This window comes from Streptomyces sp. NPDC060049, from assembly GCF_042736715.1.
In the GTDB taxonomy this organism is placed as follows: Bacteria; Actinomycetota; Actinomycetes; order Streptomycetales; family Streptomycetaceae; genus Streptomyces.
In genome coordinates this window covers 419154-434917 of sequence record NZ_JBHWVV010000002.1, presented here as the reverse complement: position 1 = coordinate 434917, position 15764 = coordinate 419154, and the positions used below count along the sequence as shown (strand labels likewise).

The following is a 15764-nucleotide window of genomic DNA, read 5'->3' as shown; positions in this document are numbered from 1 at the left end:
ACGGACCGCACGCTCACGCTCACGCTCGCGATTACGACCCGTGCGCGCGGCACTCACCGCGCTCGCCGCGGCCCTGCTCCTGCCCGTCGGCACCGGGGTCGCCGCCGCCGCCCCGGACCCCGGTCCCCTCCGGGGCGCGGCCGAACGCAAGATCGAGCCGAGCCTGCGCGCCCAGCTCGACGATTCCGCCAAGGCCGCCTTCTGGGTCTACCTCGACAGCGCCGCCGACCTCTCCGCCGCGGGCGGGCAGCAGACCCGCGCCGCGAAGGCCGAGACCGTGCTGCGGCTCAAGAAGGACCACGCGGCACGCAGCCAGGCCGAGGTGATCAAAGCCCTGGACGGCGCGCGGGCCGAGTACACCTCGTACTGGATCGTGAACGCCGTCCGCGTCGTCGGCACGCAGAAGCTCGCCGGCGCCCTCGCCGAGCGCCCCGAGGTCTCGCGGATCGACGCCGACGACAAGGTCGACCTCCCCGAGCCGGCGGAGGGCACGCGCGAGCGGACCGCCCCCGACGCCGTCGAGTGGAACATCGCCGGCATCAAGGCACCGCAGGTCTGGGAGCAGCTGGGCGTGCGCGGCGAGGGCATCGTCGTCGCCAACATCGACAGCGGCGTGGACCACACGCACCCGGCCGTGGCCAACCAGTACCGCGGCAGGAGCGCGGACGGGACCTACGACCACAACTACAACTGGTTCGACCCCGCCGGCGTGTGCCCCACCGCGGCACCGTGCGACAACAACGACCACGGCACCCACACGATGGGCACCATGGTCGGCGACGACGGCGGCGCCAACAAGATCGGCGTCGCCCCGGGCGCCCGGTGGATCGCCGCCAAGGGCTGCGAGACCACGTCCTGCTCCGAGTCCTCGCTGCTCGCCGCCGGTCAGTGGATCGTCGCCCCGACCGATCTGAGCGGTCGAAACCCCCGCCCCGACCTCGCCCCGCACGTCGTCAACAACTCGTGGGGCGGCACGGGCGGCGACACCTGGTACCAGGAGATCGTCAACACCTGGCGCGCCGCCGGGATCTTCCCGGCCTTCTCCAACGGCAACGCCGGCCCCGGCTGCTCGACCAGCGGCTCGCCCGGCGACTACGCGAACTCCTACAGCTCCGGCGCCTTCGACATCAACGGCGCGATCGGGTCGTTCTCCTCGCGCGGCGCGGGCCCCGGCGGCATCGTCAAGCCGAACATCGCGGCCCCCGGCGTGAACGTGCGCTCCTCCGTCCCCGGCGGGTACGACACGTTCTCCGGAACCTCCATGGCATCGCCGCACACCGCCGCGACCGTGGCCCTGCTCTGGTCCGCCGCGCCCGCGCTCGAAGGCGACGTCGCGCAGACCGAGGCACTGCTGGACGGCACCGCGCAGGACTCCGAGAGCGCCCAGTGCGGCGGCACCGCCGCCGACAACAACGTCTTCGGCGAGGGCAAGCTCGACGCGCTCGCCGCCGTCACCGCCGCCCCGCGCGGCGCGATCGGCGCCCTCGGCGGCACCGTGCGCGCCGACGGGCAGCCGGTCGCCGGAGTGAAGGTCGTCGCGGACGGCCCGATCGACCGTACGACGACCACCGCGGCCGACGGCACCTACCGCTTCACCGCCCTGTCGGTGGGCGAGTACGCCCTGACCGCGTCGAAGTTCGGCTACGGGCAGCAGGGCGCGACCGTGGCGGTGACCGAGAACGCCACCGCCACCGGCGACCTCACCCTCACCGCGGTCGCATCCGGGAAGGTCACCGGCACGGTCTCCTCGGCCGCGGGCCCGCTGGCCGGCGCCGCCGTCACCATCGCCGACACCCCGGTGACCGCCACCACCGACGCGCAGGGCCGCTTCGAGGTCACCCTTCCGCACGGCACGTACCACGTGAACGCCACCCACTCCTCCCGCTGCCTCACCGGCGGCACGGCCGAGGTCACCGTCGCCGGGGACGCCACCGTCGCGGTGGCCCTGCCCGAACGCACCGACGGCTACGGCTACGCCTGCGCGGCCTCCGACGGCAGCCCCTACCAGGCGGGGGACCGCCAGCTCGCGCTGACCGGCGACAACACCACCGAGCGCGTCGACCTGCCGTTCCCGCTGCCGCTCTACGGCAAGACCTACGGGCAGGCCTGGATCGGGACGAACGGCACGGTCAGCCTCGGCGGCAACAACACCGGCGACGTCAACGGGGACATCCCGAGCGCGGCCACGCCCAACGCGGCGCTCTACCCGTTCTGGGACGACCTGGTCGTCGGCGCCGCCGGCAGCGGTTCCGGCGTCTTCACGGCGGTCACCGGCACGGCGCCGCACCGCAGCTACGTCATCGAGTGGCGCCAGGTGTCCCACTGGTCGGCGCAGTCCGACAGGTTCTCCTTCTCCGCGGCGATCGGCGAGGACGGCTCCGTTCGGTACTCCTACAAGGGGACCGGCGGTAGCGGCATCAAGGGCGGATCCACCGCCACGGTCGGCGTCGAGAACGGCACCGGCACCGACGCCTTCAAGTACTCCTTCAACACCCCCGTCATCAGCGACGGCCTGTCCATCGCCTTCCGCACCACCAAGAGCGGCGTGGTGGCGGGCCGGGTGCTCGACGCGAACGACGGCAACGGCGTCGCCGGAGCCACGGTGACCGTGGGCACGGGACCCACGGCCGTCTCGGCCACCACGGCCGCCGACGGCGGATACGTCGTCCAGAGCCCCGCGGGCGCCCGGGACCTCGCGCTGACCGCCGCGCAGTACGAGCCGGCGGCCGCCACCGTGGACGTCAAGGCGGCCGATGTCACCCAGGTGACCCGGTCCCTGCGCACCGGAAGGGTCACGGCGGCGAAGCCGGCCGTGGAGATCGTCCTGTCGCCGGGCCAGAAGCGGACCCGGACGCTCGACCTCGCCAACCCGGGTCTCGGCACGGCCTTCACCGCCGCCGAGGACGCGCCCTGGCTGACGGTGACTCCCGCCTCGGGGGACCTTCCCACCGGCGGGAAGGCCGCGCTCGCCCTGGCGGTGGACACCACCGGCCTGACCCCGGGAACCGTCCTCACGGCCGACCTGAAGATCACCTCGGCCAGCGGCCGCACCCCGGTGCTCACCGTCCCGGTCACACTCGTGGTCCCGCGCTACCAGGTGGCCCTGGACGCGGGGTCCACGGGCGCGAGCACGGACTCGCTGGGCGACGGCTGGTCACCGGACCGCAAGTACACGGCGGGCTCCTACGGCTACCAGGGCAACGGCTCGGCCCAGTCCACCAGCCGCACGATCGCCGGCACGGAGGATCAGCGGCTCATGCGCAACGCCCGTGAGGGCATGTACGAGTACCGCTTCGACAACGTCCCCAACGGCACCTACACGGTGGAGCTGGGCTTCGCGGAACTCTCCTCCACCAAGCCGAACAAGCGCGTCTTCGACGTCCTGGCGGAGGGCACCCAGGTGCTGCCGTCCCTGGACATATCGCTGGAGGCGGGCACGTACACGGCCCTGACCCGCACCTACACGGTCAAGGTCACCGACGGAGCCCTCAACGTCCGCTTCGTCACCCACAGCGGCTACGGCAAACCCCTGCTGAACTCCCTGCGCGTGACGGACCGCCCCGACAAGAGCTGACGCTGCCGCAAATCCACCGGGCGGGGCGCCTCCGGGCGCCCCGCCCCTTCCGCGTGCGGCCGCGCCGGCCACGGCGGATTTCGGCTCGCGCGGGGCGCCGGGCATTCGGGTGGCCGGAGCGGACCGGGCCCGCGCGACGCGTGCGGGACCCCCGGTCGGCGCCGTACCGTGGCTGACCATGACGCTCCAGAGCGACCGCGCCGGGCAGGCAGAGCAGGGCGGGCCGGCCACGCCCCCGGCAGCGGGACAGGCCGGGACCGCCGACCGGATCCGGGCGGTCGTGCGGGACGGCGACCCGGGGGCAGCGTGGGCGGTCGGCGGTCCGGACGGTCCGGACGCGGTGGTCGAAGCAGGGGCGCGAGCCCATGACGGAGCCGGGACCGGCGCACGAGCCGAGGCCGGGGCCGGCCCCGATACCGCCGGCGACGCCCGGGCAGCGGAACCCGCCGGTGCGCTCGACGTCGGCGGGCTGGCGGGCGTACTGGCCGTCTGGCCCGTCATCGGGATCCTCGTGGACGCGGGGGAGCTGCACCTGCACACCCCGCTCACCGCGTACGGGGCCGGCGGCGATCTGCCCCCCGGTACCACCGCGCACCAGCTGCTCACCCAAGGCCCCGGACCGTCGCCCGCCCTCGTCGAACTGGCCGAGCGGCTGTGCGGCGGCCCCCTCGCCGCGTTCGCCGCCGACCGGGTCTGGCGCCCTCTCGGCATGACCCGTACCCGCTTCGCCGCCGACGGCACCCTGCGCGCGCCCGTCGCCGACCTCGCCCGGTTCCTGAGCCACCTCCTCACCCCGGCGGGCGGTCCCGTCAGCCCGCAGTGGACGGCCCAGTCGCTGCGCATCCGCACCGGCGAGCTCGTGCCGGCCCGCGGCCTCCTCTGGCACCCGGCCCCGCACGGAGCCTGGTCCCACGGCGAAGGCGCCGCCCTGTGGGTCTCCCCCCGCGTGCGGCGCTGGGCGGCCCTCCTGCCCACCACCCCCTCGGCTCCGCTCCGCACGGCCTTCCGCGACGCGGTCTTCGGCTGAACCGCCGTGCGCCGCACCGTCGTCGTATCCTCGCGGTGCCATGAGGAGAACCCGCACGAAGGACCGTGACGCACCCGGTCCGCAGAGTCCCTGGGACGAGATCGTCCCCGGTCTCCGGATGGGCGGCCACTACTGGACCGACCCGGCCGGGGAGTTGCCGCCGGTCGTCGTCGGAGCCGAGTTCGACCTCGTCGTCAGCCTCTTCACCCGCCCGGGTCACGGCCCCGGCCCGCACGTGGAGCACCTGGTCGGCGAGATGCCCGACGCCCCGCTCACGGGCGCGCAGCTGCGTACCGTCCAACGGCTCGCCGGCGCGGCCCGTACCGCCCTCGACTCCGGACGGACGATCCTGGTCCGCTGCCATTCCGGTTACAACCGTTCCGGGCTCGTCGTCGCCCAGTGCCCCGTCGACGGCGGGCTCGCACCGCAGGCCGCCATCGGCCTCGTCCGCCGCAGGCGCTCGGCCTGGGCCCTGCACAACAGGACCTTCGCCGACTACCTCGCCGCCGGTCTGGACGCCGCCGCCCTGCTCGTCGATCTCGACCCGGCCTCCGGTCCGACGTCCTGACCCGGCACCCCGCCGTAGTCCTCGGGGCGCGGACCGGGGACGCTCGACGTACGGTGAGCGCGAGATCACCGACCGTAGAATCCCGGCTGCGTGGAGGTACACGGATGCGTACGGTCCGCGAGACCGCTCCCCGGGCGCTGGGCGCCCACCCGGCCGGACAGGACGAGGCCGCCGCGCAGGCCCGGGCGGCAGGCTCCGCACGAGGCGCGCCGCCCCGGCCGCGTGCCCGCGTTGGCGGAGCGCCGCGGGCGAACGAGGCTCCCGATCCGATACGGATCGCCCGGGCCGGGACCGAGCGGCGCGTACGTCATCGCCCCGGGACCCGCGAGGCGCCGCCCGCGCCGTTCCCCCGGCGCGCCCCCGAGCAGGTACCCGCCGCTCCCCGTGCCGACGTGCCGCGCGGCCTGCGGAGCCGCGCCGTCCGGACCGTGCTCCACCCGCTCGGGCCGCTGCCCGCCGGGCCGGACCCGCGGGGCAGCGGGCCCCGGCCCGTCCGCCGCTGAACCACACCGCGGCGACCGACCGCCCGCACCCGTCCCATCCGTCCCACCGGACCCGTGTGGCACCCCCGCGCGAAGTCCGTCCGACCCGACGAGGAATCCATGTCCGACGCCGCGCCCTTCGCGACCAGCGGATCCGCCGATCCGAGCGCCGACCCGGACGCCGATCAACTGGACGCCCTGTGCCGGGAGCTGGCAGAGGCGGCCGACGCCGTCGGTGAAGCCGCCCACTACGCCTCCCGGCTGGCCCTCGGCTCACGGCTGCCGGTCACCGCCCTGGCCCGCGGCAGCCGCCGCCGGACGGGCTGGCGCACGCTGCTGCGCACGCTCACCGACCCGGCCGGACTCGGCTGGGCACCGCGCGGCCGGGGCGTCGCGCGGGCCGGCTGGCTCGCCGGGGTCCTCGCCGGCCGGGAGAACCTCGCCGTCAGCCTCGCGGTGTGCGGCCTCAAGGGCCGGATCCGGGTCGCGTGCGCGCGCAACCCGGGGATGCCGGCGGACCCGGCCGCAGCGGAGGTCTTCAAGGCAGTGGAGGAGGACCGGCAGGCCGATGCCGTCCGCGAGTTCCGCCACCTCATCCGCCGACAGGGCGCCGGTCCCGCCATCGCCCTGCTGAACCCGTCCTTCGCGGACCTCCTGGCCTGGAGCGCGCTGACCGACGACAACCCCTTCAACGACCACGCCGGCTGGCAGGTCGCCACCGGCCGGGCCGTGGCCGCCGAACCGCTCCTCGGCCTGGGCGCCGCCTTCCGCGCGTTCTTCGACCGGGGTCGCGCCTGGGCCGAACCGGATGCGGGCCTCCTCGGCGACCTGGACACCACCGGCACCGCGGCCGGCTACCGGCGCAACGCCGACCGGATCGCCGGGACCGGCGGCGCGGTCCTGCTCCAATCGGTGATCGGCCCGGACGGCACCGAGCGGTGCGTGGTCCAACTGGCGGGCCCCCCGGGTGCATCCGGCCGCGCGGGTCCCCCGTACGCCCGTGCCCATGGCTACACCGGCCGAGCACGCCACACGGCCCGTGCACGCCACGACGCCCATGACGTGGACGACGCCCAAGCCGCGTACGCGCGCACGGTGGCCGCGGCCGTACGGCGCCTCGTGCCCTCCGGAACGGAACTCGCCCTGCTCGGCCGCGGGCCGGGCGGGCAGGCAGCCGAACGACTGGCCGGGAGCCGCGACTTCACCACCGTCTACCCGGTCACCCGGGTGTGCCGCGCGCCCGGGTCCGCGGCGGTGCCCGCCGGATTCCAGGGCAGGGTCACCGCGAGCCATCTCGTCGGCGTGCCCGGTGTGCCCGACGCCTACGCCCCCGGGAGGCTCCGGTGACGCACACCCCCGAACCGGCCCCCGCCGACGGCCTGCGCGCCCACTCGGCAGCCCTGCGCTCGCACGCCGAGCGCCTGCGCCGGGCCGCGGGCGACCTGCGCTGGCAGGGCCCGCGAGCCGACGCGCTGCGCGCCGAGGTGGCCGGCCTGGCCGACCGCTGCGCCAGCGCGGCGGGCGGCTTGGACCTGGCGGCGGCCCAACTCGCCGGATCCGGGCCCCCGGCCGGGGCCTGAGGGAGCAACCGCCCGGTGCGCCCGCAGCTCGGCGGGCCGGTCCCCGCCCGCGGCGGGCGCCGCGCGGCCGGTGAACGCCCCCACGGCCGCAGGCGGCTCCGTCAGCCGGCCTTGCCGTCCTCGGGCCCGGGGAGTCCCCGTAGTGCGGCGGCCGCACGTGCGGCGACCTCCGGCGCGCTCCCGGACACGTCGACGAGCACCCCGGCTTCGTCCGGGTCCAGCGCCTCCAGCGCGGCGAACTGCGAGTCCAGCAGCGCGAGGGGCATGAAGTGCCCCTTGCGCGCCGCCATCCGCTCCTCGATGAGCGACCGCTCACCGACGAGGTGTACGAACACGGTGTCGGGAGCGGTGGCGCGCAGCCGGTCGCGGTAGACGCGCTTGAGCGCGGACGCGGCGACGACCCCCCCGCTGAGGCCGGCCCGGTTGCGCATCCACTCGCCGATGGCGTCCAGCCACGGCCACCGGTCGCTGTCGTCCAGCGGGATACCGGCCGCCATCTTCGCGACGTTGGCCGCCGGATGGAAGGCGTCGCCCTCCGCGTACGGAAGGCCGAGTTCCTCGGCGAGGAGCCGGCCGACGGTCGTCTTGCCCGTCCCGGCCACTCCCATCACCACGATGACCCGCATCCCGAACACCTCGCCGTTCTCGTCGGCACCGGCCCGTACGACGCCCGGCCGACGGGTGCGGCGCCTAAGGCCTGTCCTGCAATCCCCAGCGGGCGCACGACGACAGCTACGGCACCTCGCCGCGTTGTCGGAACGCCCTGATACACCCAGTATGAGGACGCTCCTCCGCTTTGCGAGGCACCGCATCCGACGCCGTGCGCCGATCCGCCGGGTATTGCGGGACAACCCTGAGCCCCACTGAATCCCATCGCACGCCACCTGTCCAAGGGCGCCGCGCCCGCGGTGGGAGAGGGGACGCGGTCAGGGCTGGTCGGGGAAGCCCGCGAAATAGCCGGCGGCCATGTCCTCGTCGCCGTGGCCCATGGAGTCGGCGCGGTGGAAACGGGCCCGCGCGGCGACCGCCAGGTCGACCGAGATCCCGGCCGCCTCGGCGGCGTCGGCGATCAGGCCGGCGTCCTTCTCGGCGCCGCGCACCGTGAAGTTCGGTGCGAAGTCCCGCTCCAGCACGGCCCGCATCTTGGCTTGGAGGTAGGGGTTGTCCATCGGCCCGCCCGTCACGACCCGCGCGAACAGCTCCGTGTCCACCCCCAGGCCCTCGGCCAGTGCCAGGGCCTCGCCCACGGCGGCGGTGACGGTGATCGCGTACCCGACGGTGGCCAGCTTCAGCCGGGTCGCCGCGCCCGGCGCGTCCCCCACCCGCAGCACCTTGCTGCCGACGGCGGCGAAGACCGGGTCCAGGCGGGGGTCGGCAGGGCCGGACACCAGGACCACCAGGCTTCCCTCCTCGGCGGGCTGGCGGGTGCCCTGCACCGGGGCGTCGACGAAGACGAGCCCGCGCTCCTGGGCGAAGGCGGCCAGCTCCTCCAGCGCCGCCACGCCGACCGTGCCCATCTGCGCCCACACCTGACCGGCGCTCAGACCCTCCTCGGCGGCGGCCATGGCCCGTGTCACCGCCGCGCCGTCGGCCAGCATGGTGAGCACCACATCGGCGCCGGCGACGGCCTCGGCGGGGCTGTCGGTGACCACCGCGCCGTCCGCGGCCAGGGCGGCCGCCTTCTCGCGGGTCCGGTTCCACACGCGGACGTCGAGTCCGGCCTTGAGCAGGTTCCGGGCCATGCCCGATCCCATGATCCCGGTCCCCAGCAGTGCGACGGCGCTCACGGCTTCACTCCCAATCGGTGGTCCCTCAGGTGTTCCCCGGGGGACAGTCTCCACGGGTCCGCGGGCCGATCGCCCCATTCGAGGCCTTCGGGTCCTCAGTCGTCACGCTCCGGGCGGAGGCCGGGCCGCCTTCTGCGGGGCCGCCGCGAGGCGGGGACGAGCGGGCCGCTCCGACGCCGGCCGCCGGGCCCGCGGCGCCCCGTCAGTCCGCCGCGGCCGTGCGCGGGGTGGTCTGCTGGACCGCCCAGCCGTTGCCGTCCGGGTCGGAGAAGTAGACGAAGGAGCCCCAGGGGAAGTCCTGGATCTCCGTCACCTCGATGCCGCGTCCCTTGAGGTCGGCGAACGCCTCCTCGATGTCCGCGACCACGACCTGCATGTTGTCGAGCGAGCCCGGGGTCATCCGGGTGAGGCCCTTGCCCACGGCGATCGAGCAGGCCGAGCCCGGCGGGGTCAGCTGGACGAAGCGGACGTCCTCGCTGACCGTGACGTCGTGGTCGGCGTGGAAGCCGACGCGCTCGTAGAAGGCCTTGGCGCGGTCGACGTCGGTGACCGGGACGGCGACCAGTTCCAGTTTGATGTCCATCGGCTGTTCCTGCTCCCAGCGGTGAGGGGTGGTCGGTGCGGGCCTGTCGGCCATCATCCGCCGGACGGTGCCGCCGCGCCGCCCGAGAGGGTCTGCGCCGGCGGCGTGTCCCCGTCCGGGCCGGCCGCCGCGAACTGGGTGCGGTACAGCTCCTCGTACCGCCCGCCCGCCGCCAGCAGCGCGGCGTGGGTACCGCGTTCCACGATGCGGCCGTCCTCCACCACCAGGATCAGGTCGGCCGCCTGAACCGTCGACAGCCGGTGGGCGATCACCACGGCGGTGCGGCCCGCCAGGGCTTCGCCCAGGGCCTCCTGGACCGCCGCCTCCGAGGTGGAGTCCAGATGGGCGGTGGCCTCGTCCAGGATCACCACGCGCTGCCTGGCCAGCAGCAGTCGCGCGATGGTGAGCCGCTGGCGTTCCCCGCCCGACAGCCGGTAGCCGCGCTCGCCGACGACCGTGTCGAGCCCGTCCGGGAGCGAGGCCACGAGGCCGTCCAGACGGGAGCGGCGCAGGGCCTCCCAGATCTCGTCCTCTCCCGCCTCGGGGCGGGCCAGCAGCAGGTTGGCCCGTACCGACTCGTGGAAGAGGTGGCCGTCCTGCGTGACCATGCCCAGCGTGTCGCGGATGGAGTCGGCGGTGAGGTCCCGTACGTCGATCCCGCCGAGGCGGACCGCGCCCGCGTCGGTGTCGTACAGCCGGGGCAGCAGCTGGGCGATCGTCGACTTGCCGGCGCCCGACGAGCCGACCAGGGCGATCATCTGACCCGGCTCGGCGCGGAAGGACACCTCGTGCAGTACCTGGGTGCCGCCGCGCGCGTCCAGGGTCGCGACCTCCTCCAGCGAGGCGAGGGAGACCTTCTCGGCGGAGGGGTAGCCGAAGGAGACACGGTCGAACTCCACCGCCACCGGCCCGTCCGGGACCCGGCGCGCGTCCGGCTTCTGGGAAATCAGCGGCTTCAGGTCGAGGATCTCGAAGACCCGCTCGAAGCTGACCATGGCGCTCATCACCTCGACCCGCGCCCCGGCGAGCGCGGTCAGTGGCGCGTACAGCCTGGTCAGCAGGAGGGCGAGGGCGACGACGGAGCCCGCGTCCAGGGTGCCGCGCAGGGCGTAGTGGCCGCCGAGTCCGTAGACGAGCGCGAGGGCCAGCGCGGAGACCAGCGTCAGGGCGGTGATGAAGGCCGACTGGGCCATCGCGGTGCGGACTCCGATGTCGCGGACCCGGGCCGCGCGCGCCGCGAACTCCGCCGACTCGTCGGCCGGCCGTCCGAACAGCTTCACCAGCGTCGCGCCCGGCGCGGAGAACCGCTCGGTCATCTGCGTGCCCATCGACGCGTTGAGCGCCGAGGCCTCCCGCTGCATCCCCGCCATCCGCGCCCCCATCCGGCGGGCGGGCAGCACGAACACCGGCAGGAGTACCAGGGCCAGCAGGGTGATCTGCCAGGAGATGCCCAGCATCACGGTCAGGGTCAGCAGCAGGGTCACGGTGTTGGCCACCACTCCGGAGAGGGTGTTGCTGAAGGCCCGCTGCGCGCCGATCACGTCGTTGTTGAGCCGGCTGACCAGCGCGCCGGTGCGGGTCCGGGTGAAGAACGCCACCGGCATCCGCTGCACGTGGTCGAAGACCGCCGTCCGCAGGTCCAGGATCAGCCCTTCGCCGAGTGTGGCCGACAGTCGGCGGACGAGCAGTCCCAGGGCCGCCTCCGCGACCGCGATCAGCGCGATGAGGAGGGCGAGGCGGGTGACCGTACCGCCTTCGCGACCCTCGACGATCGCGGTGACCACCCGGCTCGCGAGTACCGGGGTGGCCACCGCGAGCAGCGCGGTCACCACACTGAGCAGCAGGAAGAGCGTCAGCCCGCGGCGGTGCGGGCGGGCGAAGGCGGCGACGCGGCGCAGGCCGGCCCGCGAGAGCGGGCGCCGGTCCTGCTGGGCGTTGATCGCGCTGTGCAGCGATGTCCAGGCGGTGACTTCCATATCCATGCGCCGAACGTTATGACCTCAACCGAACTCGAGGTCAACGATGGGGTGGCCGTTGCCCCGATACACGGCCAACTCCCCTTCGTACGAGGGATTTTCACAAACCTCGTGCGTGTCGGTGCCCGGTGGCAGAATCGGTCCATGACGCAGGGATCAGAGTCCTCCGCCCCTACCGCCCGGCGCACCGACGACACCGTTCTGTATCGCTTCGAGCGCTGGGTGCGCGACACTCCGGGCGCCCGGGCCGTCGTCGCCGGCGCCGAGAGCCTGACCTACGGACAACTCGACGCACGTGCCAACCAATTGGCGCACCACCTGCTGGCCACCGGACTGCCCGGGGGAGCCGTCGTCGCCGTGGGCACCGGCCCGCGGGCCGGACTCCTCGTCGCCCTCCTCGGCATCCTCAAGGCCGGTGCGGCCTACGCCGTCATCGACGTGGACAACCCCCGGGCCGGGAGGCTCCAGCTCGCCGCCGCCGGCCCCTTCGCCCTGCTCGCCGACGCCGCGGACCAGGCCCGACTGGACGACGGCGGTGACTTGCGGGTGATCCGCCTCGACACAAAGGCCGCGGCGGTGGGCTGGCTGCCCACCGATCCGCCGCGCCGAACCCCGAGGACCGCCGGCCCCACGGACGGTGTCCCGACGGCCCGCGCCGACGATCCGGCCCGCGCCGACGATCCGGCCGCCGCGCGAGCGGACACCGCCGCCGTCCTGTTCACCGACGGCGCGGACCGCCGGGCCGTCCGCCTCGGCCACGACCGGCTCCTCGCCGCACACGACGGCTGGGCCCGGGCGGCCGGACTGACCCCCGAGGACCGGCACCTGATCACCGCCGGCCCGGACCTCACCCCCTTCGCCGCCGGATGGACGCGGGCCCTGTGCGAGGGCGGCGCCCTCGTCCTGCCCGACGGCCCGCGCTGGACGGCCGCGTCGCTGCGGCGCGCCGTCGACGCCGAGCGGGTCACCGTCCTGCACACCGACCCGGGCACCGCCACCCAGCTCCTGGTGCGCGACCGGGAGGCGGTCCTGTCGCGCACCCTGCACCGCCCCGACGAGGGCCTGCGGTCGCTGCGCATGGTCACGGTCACCGGCGACCGCCTCTACCTCGACGAACAGTCCGCCCTGCTCGCCCGGTTGCGGTCCGGCGCCAGGCTGCTCAACGTCTACGCGCTCACCGAGGCGGCGGGCACCGGCACCTGGTTCGAACTCCCGCAACTGGCCGCTCCGCTGGACGACGCCGAGGAGCTCTCGCTGATCGGCACCCCCTTCCCGGGCTGCCGGGTGGACGTGCACGACGGGGAGATCCGGCTGACCGCACCGGACGGCGGCGAGACGGTCCGGACCGGCGACCTCGGTGCGCCGCGGGCCGGCGGACTGCTGGAGTTCCGCGGCCGGATCCGCGACCGGCTGACCCTGGACGGGCGGCCGTTCGACCCGCACCCCGTCGAATCCGCGATCCGTACCCACGACGGGGTCGGCGGCGCGGTCCTGGCCGAGGTCAGGGGCGCCGGTACGGGCAAGAACGCACGGCCGATGCTCGTCGCGTACCTCGCCCCGGCCGCGGAGGACGACACCTGGCCCCCGGGCTCCGACCTCCCCGACAGCGGGCAGTTGCGCCGTCACCTGGCGGGCAGGCTCCCCGGGGACGTGCTGCCGCGCGCCGTGTTCAGGCTGCCCCGGCTTCCCCGGGACCGGGCCGGCCGTGAGCAGCGGACCGTGCTCCCCCTGCCCGCGCAGCCGGCCGGGGAGGCGCGGGCCGAGGGCGGGAGCAAATACGGAGCGTCCACGAGGGCGGGGGGCTCCGCGGCCGCCGGGACGGCCGGCTTCGTCTTCTTCTGCCTCGTCGGGCTGATCGTGCTGGGAGCCTTCGCCATGGGCCTGGCCGCGATCCTCTGGCCGGGGTCCATGGACCTCGCCGGCGTTCCGAACCCGTACGCGACGCTCTTCTTCCTCCTCTACCTCGCCGAGTCCTGGGCGTTCGCCGCCGGTGTGCTGTTCCTGTTCGCCGGCCGCCCGCGGATGCGCCGCCACATGCGCCGCGGCCCCCGCATCACAGCGGCCGCCCACCTGGCGATCGTCTACCTGCTGGCGGCCTGGTGGCCGCAGGACAACCTCTACCGGCTCGCGGCCAAGCAGGACTGGCCCCAGCAGGCCGCCCTCGTCTACGCCTTCAACATCCCGCTCATGATCGCCGCCGGCATCGTGGCGGTCTACGTCTCCCGTCCGCCCGTCAGCGCCTTCGACGCGGACCCGGAGTCCGCAGGCTGAGCCCGGTTCAGGTCGTCGCCCGCCTGCTCGAACATCGTCCCGACGGACACGGCCGCCGCCCGCACCAGCAGCTCGGCCGCGTCCAGCACGTCCCTGCCGGTCGCGGCCACCAGGGCGCCCATCCAGGGCGCCGCTTCGAAGGCGCCGGTCGGGATGGCGGGGACGAACACCGCCCCGATCGCGGCGCACCGACGGGCCAGGTCCTCGCACAGCTCGTCGAACGCGGCCTCCGGGAGTCGGGCGCCCAGCTCCACGCGGTCGGCGATCCGTACGAGGTGGCCCGCGCCCCGCAGTTCGTCGAGCCGGGCCGCCACCATGAAGGCGACGGACGGTCCGGTCAGGCGCAGGTTCGTCTCGGTCGGGGCCAGCCGTCCCGCGCCGTCGGCGACGAAGTCGACGTCGAACCAGCCCCGGTAGCCGGCCGCAGACAGCTCCCGGCCCACCGCCTCCCCGAAGGCCAGCAGGGGTTTCCGCGCCCAGGCCGGAACCACCCCGGGCCCCACCGTCGCCCCGCGGTACCCCCCGTCCGCCACGTCCATCACCGCTCCGCCGACCTCGTGCACCCGGCCCCGCGCGTCCACGAACCCGTCGTAGGTGAGGTCGCGCGGCTCCTCGCCGTCCGCCGGGCCGCCCACGTACTCCTCCACCAGCAGCGGTCCGCGCGGCAGCGCGCGCAGCACCGCACGCGCCCCGCCGGCCGCGCGGACCCGCTCGGGGGTCACCACCGTCGTGCCCGAACCTCCGACGCCGTGCTCCGATTTGAGAACAGTGCTCTCGCCCGCCTTGGCCCGGGCCGCCAGCAGCCGGACCGCCGCCCGCCGGGTGTCCGCCCGCCACTGCGCGGGCAGCGTGATCTCGGGGTGTCCGCCCTCCGCCAGGATCCGGCCGAACAGCCCGTGCGCCGCCGACTTCGACTCGTACCGCAGCTCATCCGGGCACCACGGCCGTCCCGACAGCCGCGCGAAGGGGGCGGTCAGCCCCCACGGTACGAGGGGCCCCACGGCCCCCACGGCCCCCACGGCCCCCTCGCCCCATCCGGCCCCGTCCGTCCCGCTCCCCGCCCTGCCCCCGGCCCCGGTCAGCCGTGCGGTCAGCGCCGGGCGGGCCCCTACGGCGTCCGACAGGCGCGGGTCCCGCTCCGCGAGGCCGTCGTACACCTCGACCCCGGCGGGCCAGCCCAGTTGGCGTCCGACCAGGGCGATCCAGCCGGCCGGCACGGCGTGCGGCAGCACCAGCGCCGCCGGGCGCGGACTGTAGAAGGCGGCCAGGCAGGCGTAGTGGTGCGCGGCCCGCTGCTCGCGGTCCAGCGAGGCGTCGGCGAACTGCGCGTTGTACTCCGCGACGTTGCCCACGTGCACGGCGGCCGCGCCGCCCGTCCAGGCCCGGGCCCAGCCGGCCAGGGGCGCGGGCGCCACCTCGAACCGCACCAGCGCCCCGGGAGCGCCCGGACCACCCGCGTAGGCCGCGCCCTGGGCCCGGTAGAACCCGGCGGCGTGCGGATCGGAGTCGATCGACAGCCGGCGGAATCCGAGATCGGCGGCGCGCCTCAACACGTCCCGGTAGAGCAGGCGGCCCACCCCCCGCCCGATGGCGGCCGGCTCCACGAAGAGCAGCCCGAGCCGCCCGAGCGGCGGCTCTCCGTCCAGGGAGGCGAGCCCCAGCACCGGCGCGCCCCGACCGTCGCCCCGGCCGGCGCCGTGCGCGCCGGATCCGTCCTCGGCGACCACGATCCGCCGCCGCACCTCGTCCCCGGCCACGATCTGCAACTCGGGCGCGCAGGCGGCGAGGAACTCCGCGTCGTACCCCCAGTGCCCCTTCGACCGCATGACCAGCTCCGACAGTCTCCGGGCCTCCGCGGGCAGCGCGGGCCTGAGCTTTGCCATTTCCTGACCTCCCCATGGTCCGGTCCCACCCCG

11 protein-coding genes are annotated in these 15764 nt (G+C 75.2%); 6 read left to right on the top strand and 5 right to left on the bottom strand.

What is annotated here, in order from left to right; genetic code table 11:
• Nucleotides 1-40: 40 nt before the first annotated feature.
• The 5 genes from ACFWBY_RS04710 to ACFWBY_RS04690 all read left to right on the top strand — a co-directional run bounded on the left by ACFWBY_RS04710 (nt 41) and on the right by ACFWBY_RS04690 (nt 7231).
• Entirely contained in the window at nt 41-3574 is a 3534-nt protein-coding gene (locus tag ACFWBY_RS04710) for a S8 family serine peptidase (protein ID WP_385329994.1), read from the top strand.
• 178 nt (nt 3575-3752) lie between these two features.
• Nucleotides 3753-4601, top strand: a complete 849-nt coding sequence (locus ACFWBY_RS04705) for a hypothetical protein (RefSeq protein WP_385329991.1) — start codon at nt 3753-3755, stop codon at nt 4599-4601.
• A 40-nt stretch (nt 4602-4641) separates the two neighbouring features.
• Nucleotides 4642-5169 (top strand): protein phosphatase, encoded by a 528-nt coding sequence (locus ACFWBY_RS04700; RefSeq protein WP_385329988.1) that lies wholly within the window; start codon nt 4642-4644, stop codon nt 5167-5169.
• 602 nt (nt 5170-5771) lie between these two features.
• Nucleotides 5772-6998, top strand: coding sequence for a hypothetical protein (locus ACFWBY_RS04695; protein WP_385329986.1), 1227 nt, complete (start codon nt 5772-5774; stop codon nt 6996-6998).
• Nucleotides 6995-7231 carry a hypothetical protein gene (locus tag ACFWBY_RS04690; RefSeq protein ID WP_385329983.1) on the top strand — a complete coding sequence of 79 codons (237 nt, stop codon included), beginning with the start codon at nt 6995-6997 and terminating at the stop codon, nt 7229-7231. The genes ACFWBY_RS04695 and ACFWBY_RS04690 overlap by 4 nt, the downstream gene beginning before the upstream one ends.
• Before the next feature lie 101 nt (nt 7232-7332).
• Here ACFWBY_RS04690 and ACFWBY_RS04685 read toward each other — a convergent pair whose 3' ends face one another.
• The 4 genes from ACFWBY_RS04685 to ACFWBY_RS04670 form a co-directional block, all read right to left on the bottom strand.
• Nucleotides 7333-7857 carry a gluconokinase gene (locus ACFWBY_RS04685; protein ID WP_385329981.1) on the bottom strand — a complete coding sequence of 175 codons (525 nt, stop codon included), beginning with the start codon at nt 7855-7857 and terminating at the stop codon, nt 7333-7335.
• Nucleotides 7858-8157: 300 nt separating this feature from the next.
• On the bottom strand, nt 8158-9018 hold the full coding sequence (locus ACFWBY_RS04680) for an NAD(P)-dependent oxidoreductase (RefSeq protein WP_385329978.1): 861 nt from the start codon (nt 9016-9018) through the stop codon (nt 8158-8160).
• Between the two features lie 202 nt (nt 9019-9220).
• The gene (locus tag ACFWBY_RS04675; protein ID WP_385330288.1) at nt 9221-9601 is read right to left on the bottom strand and encodes a VOC family protein; all 381 of its coding nucleotides are present in this window, start codon (nt 9599-9601) and stop codon (nt 9221-9223) included.
• Nucleotides 9602-9654: 53 nt separating this feature from the next.
• Nucleotides 9655-11583 carry an ABC transporter ATP-binding protein gene (locus ACFWBY_RS04670; protein WP_385329975.1) on the bottom strand — a complete coding sequence of 643 codons (1929 nt, stop codon included), beginning with the start codon at nt 11581-11583 and terminating at the stop codon, nt 9655-9657.
• Nucleotides 11584-11721: 138 nt separating this feature from the next.
• Between ACFWBY_RS04670 and ACFWBY_RS04665 the strand changes: the two genes are divergently transcribed.
• Nucleotides 11722-13848 carry an AMP-binding protein gene (locus tag ACFWBY_RS04665; protein WP_385329973.1) on the top strand — a complete coding sequence of 709 codons (2127 nt, stop codon included), beginning with the start codon at nt 11722-11724 and terminating at the stop codon, nt 13846-13848.
• On the opposite strand, the gene ACFWBY_RS04660 is transcribed toward ACFWBY_RS04665, so the two are convergent.
• On the bottom strand, nt 13791-15731 hold the full coding sequence (locus tag ACFWBY_RS04660) for a GNAT family N-acetyltransferase (protein ID WP_385329970.1): 1941 nt from the start codon (nt 15729-15731) through the stop codon (nt 13791-13793). The genes ACFWBY_RS04665 and ACFWBY_RS04660 overlap by 58 nt on opposite strands.
• Nucleotides 15732-15764: the final 33 nt, after the last annotated feature.

Coding starts and splice junctions, on each gene's coding strand:
- ACFWBY_RS04705 (WP_385329991.1), top strand. CDS start 3,753: ATGACGCTCCAGAGCGACCGCGCCGGGCAGGCAGAGCAGGGCGGGCCG.
- ACFWBY_RS04700 (WP_385329988.1), top strand. CDS start 4,642: ATGAGGAGAACCCGCACGAAGGACCGTGACGCACCCGGTCCGCAGAGT.
- ACFWBY_RS04695 (WP_385329986.1), top strand. CDS start 5,772: ATGTCCGACGCCGCGCCCTTCGCGACCAGCGGATCCGCCGATCCGAGC.
- ACFWBY_RS04685 (WP_385329981.1), bottom strand. CDS start 7,857: ATGCGGGTCATCGTGGTGATGGGAGTGGCCGGGACGGGCAAGACGACC.
- ACFWBY_RS04675 (WP_385330288.1), bottom strand. CDS start 9,601: ATGGACATCAAACTGGAACTGGTCGCCGTCCCGGTCACCGACGTCGAC.
- ACFWBY_RS04670 (WP_385329975.1), bottom strand. CDS start 11,583: ATGGATATGGAAGTCACCGCCTGGACATCGCTGCACAGCGCGATCAAC.
- ACFWBY_RS04665 (WP_385329973.1), top strand. CDS start 11,722: ATGACGCAGGGATCAGAGTCCTCCGCCCCTACCGCCCGGCGCACCGAC.
- ACFWBY_RS04660 (WP_385329970.1), bottom strand. CDS start 15,731: ATGGCAAAGCTCAGGCCCGCGCTGCCCGCGGAGGCCCGGAGACTGTCG.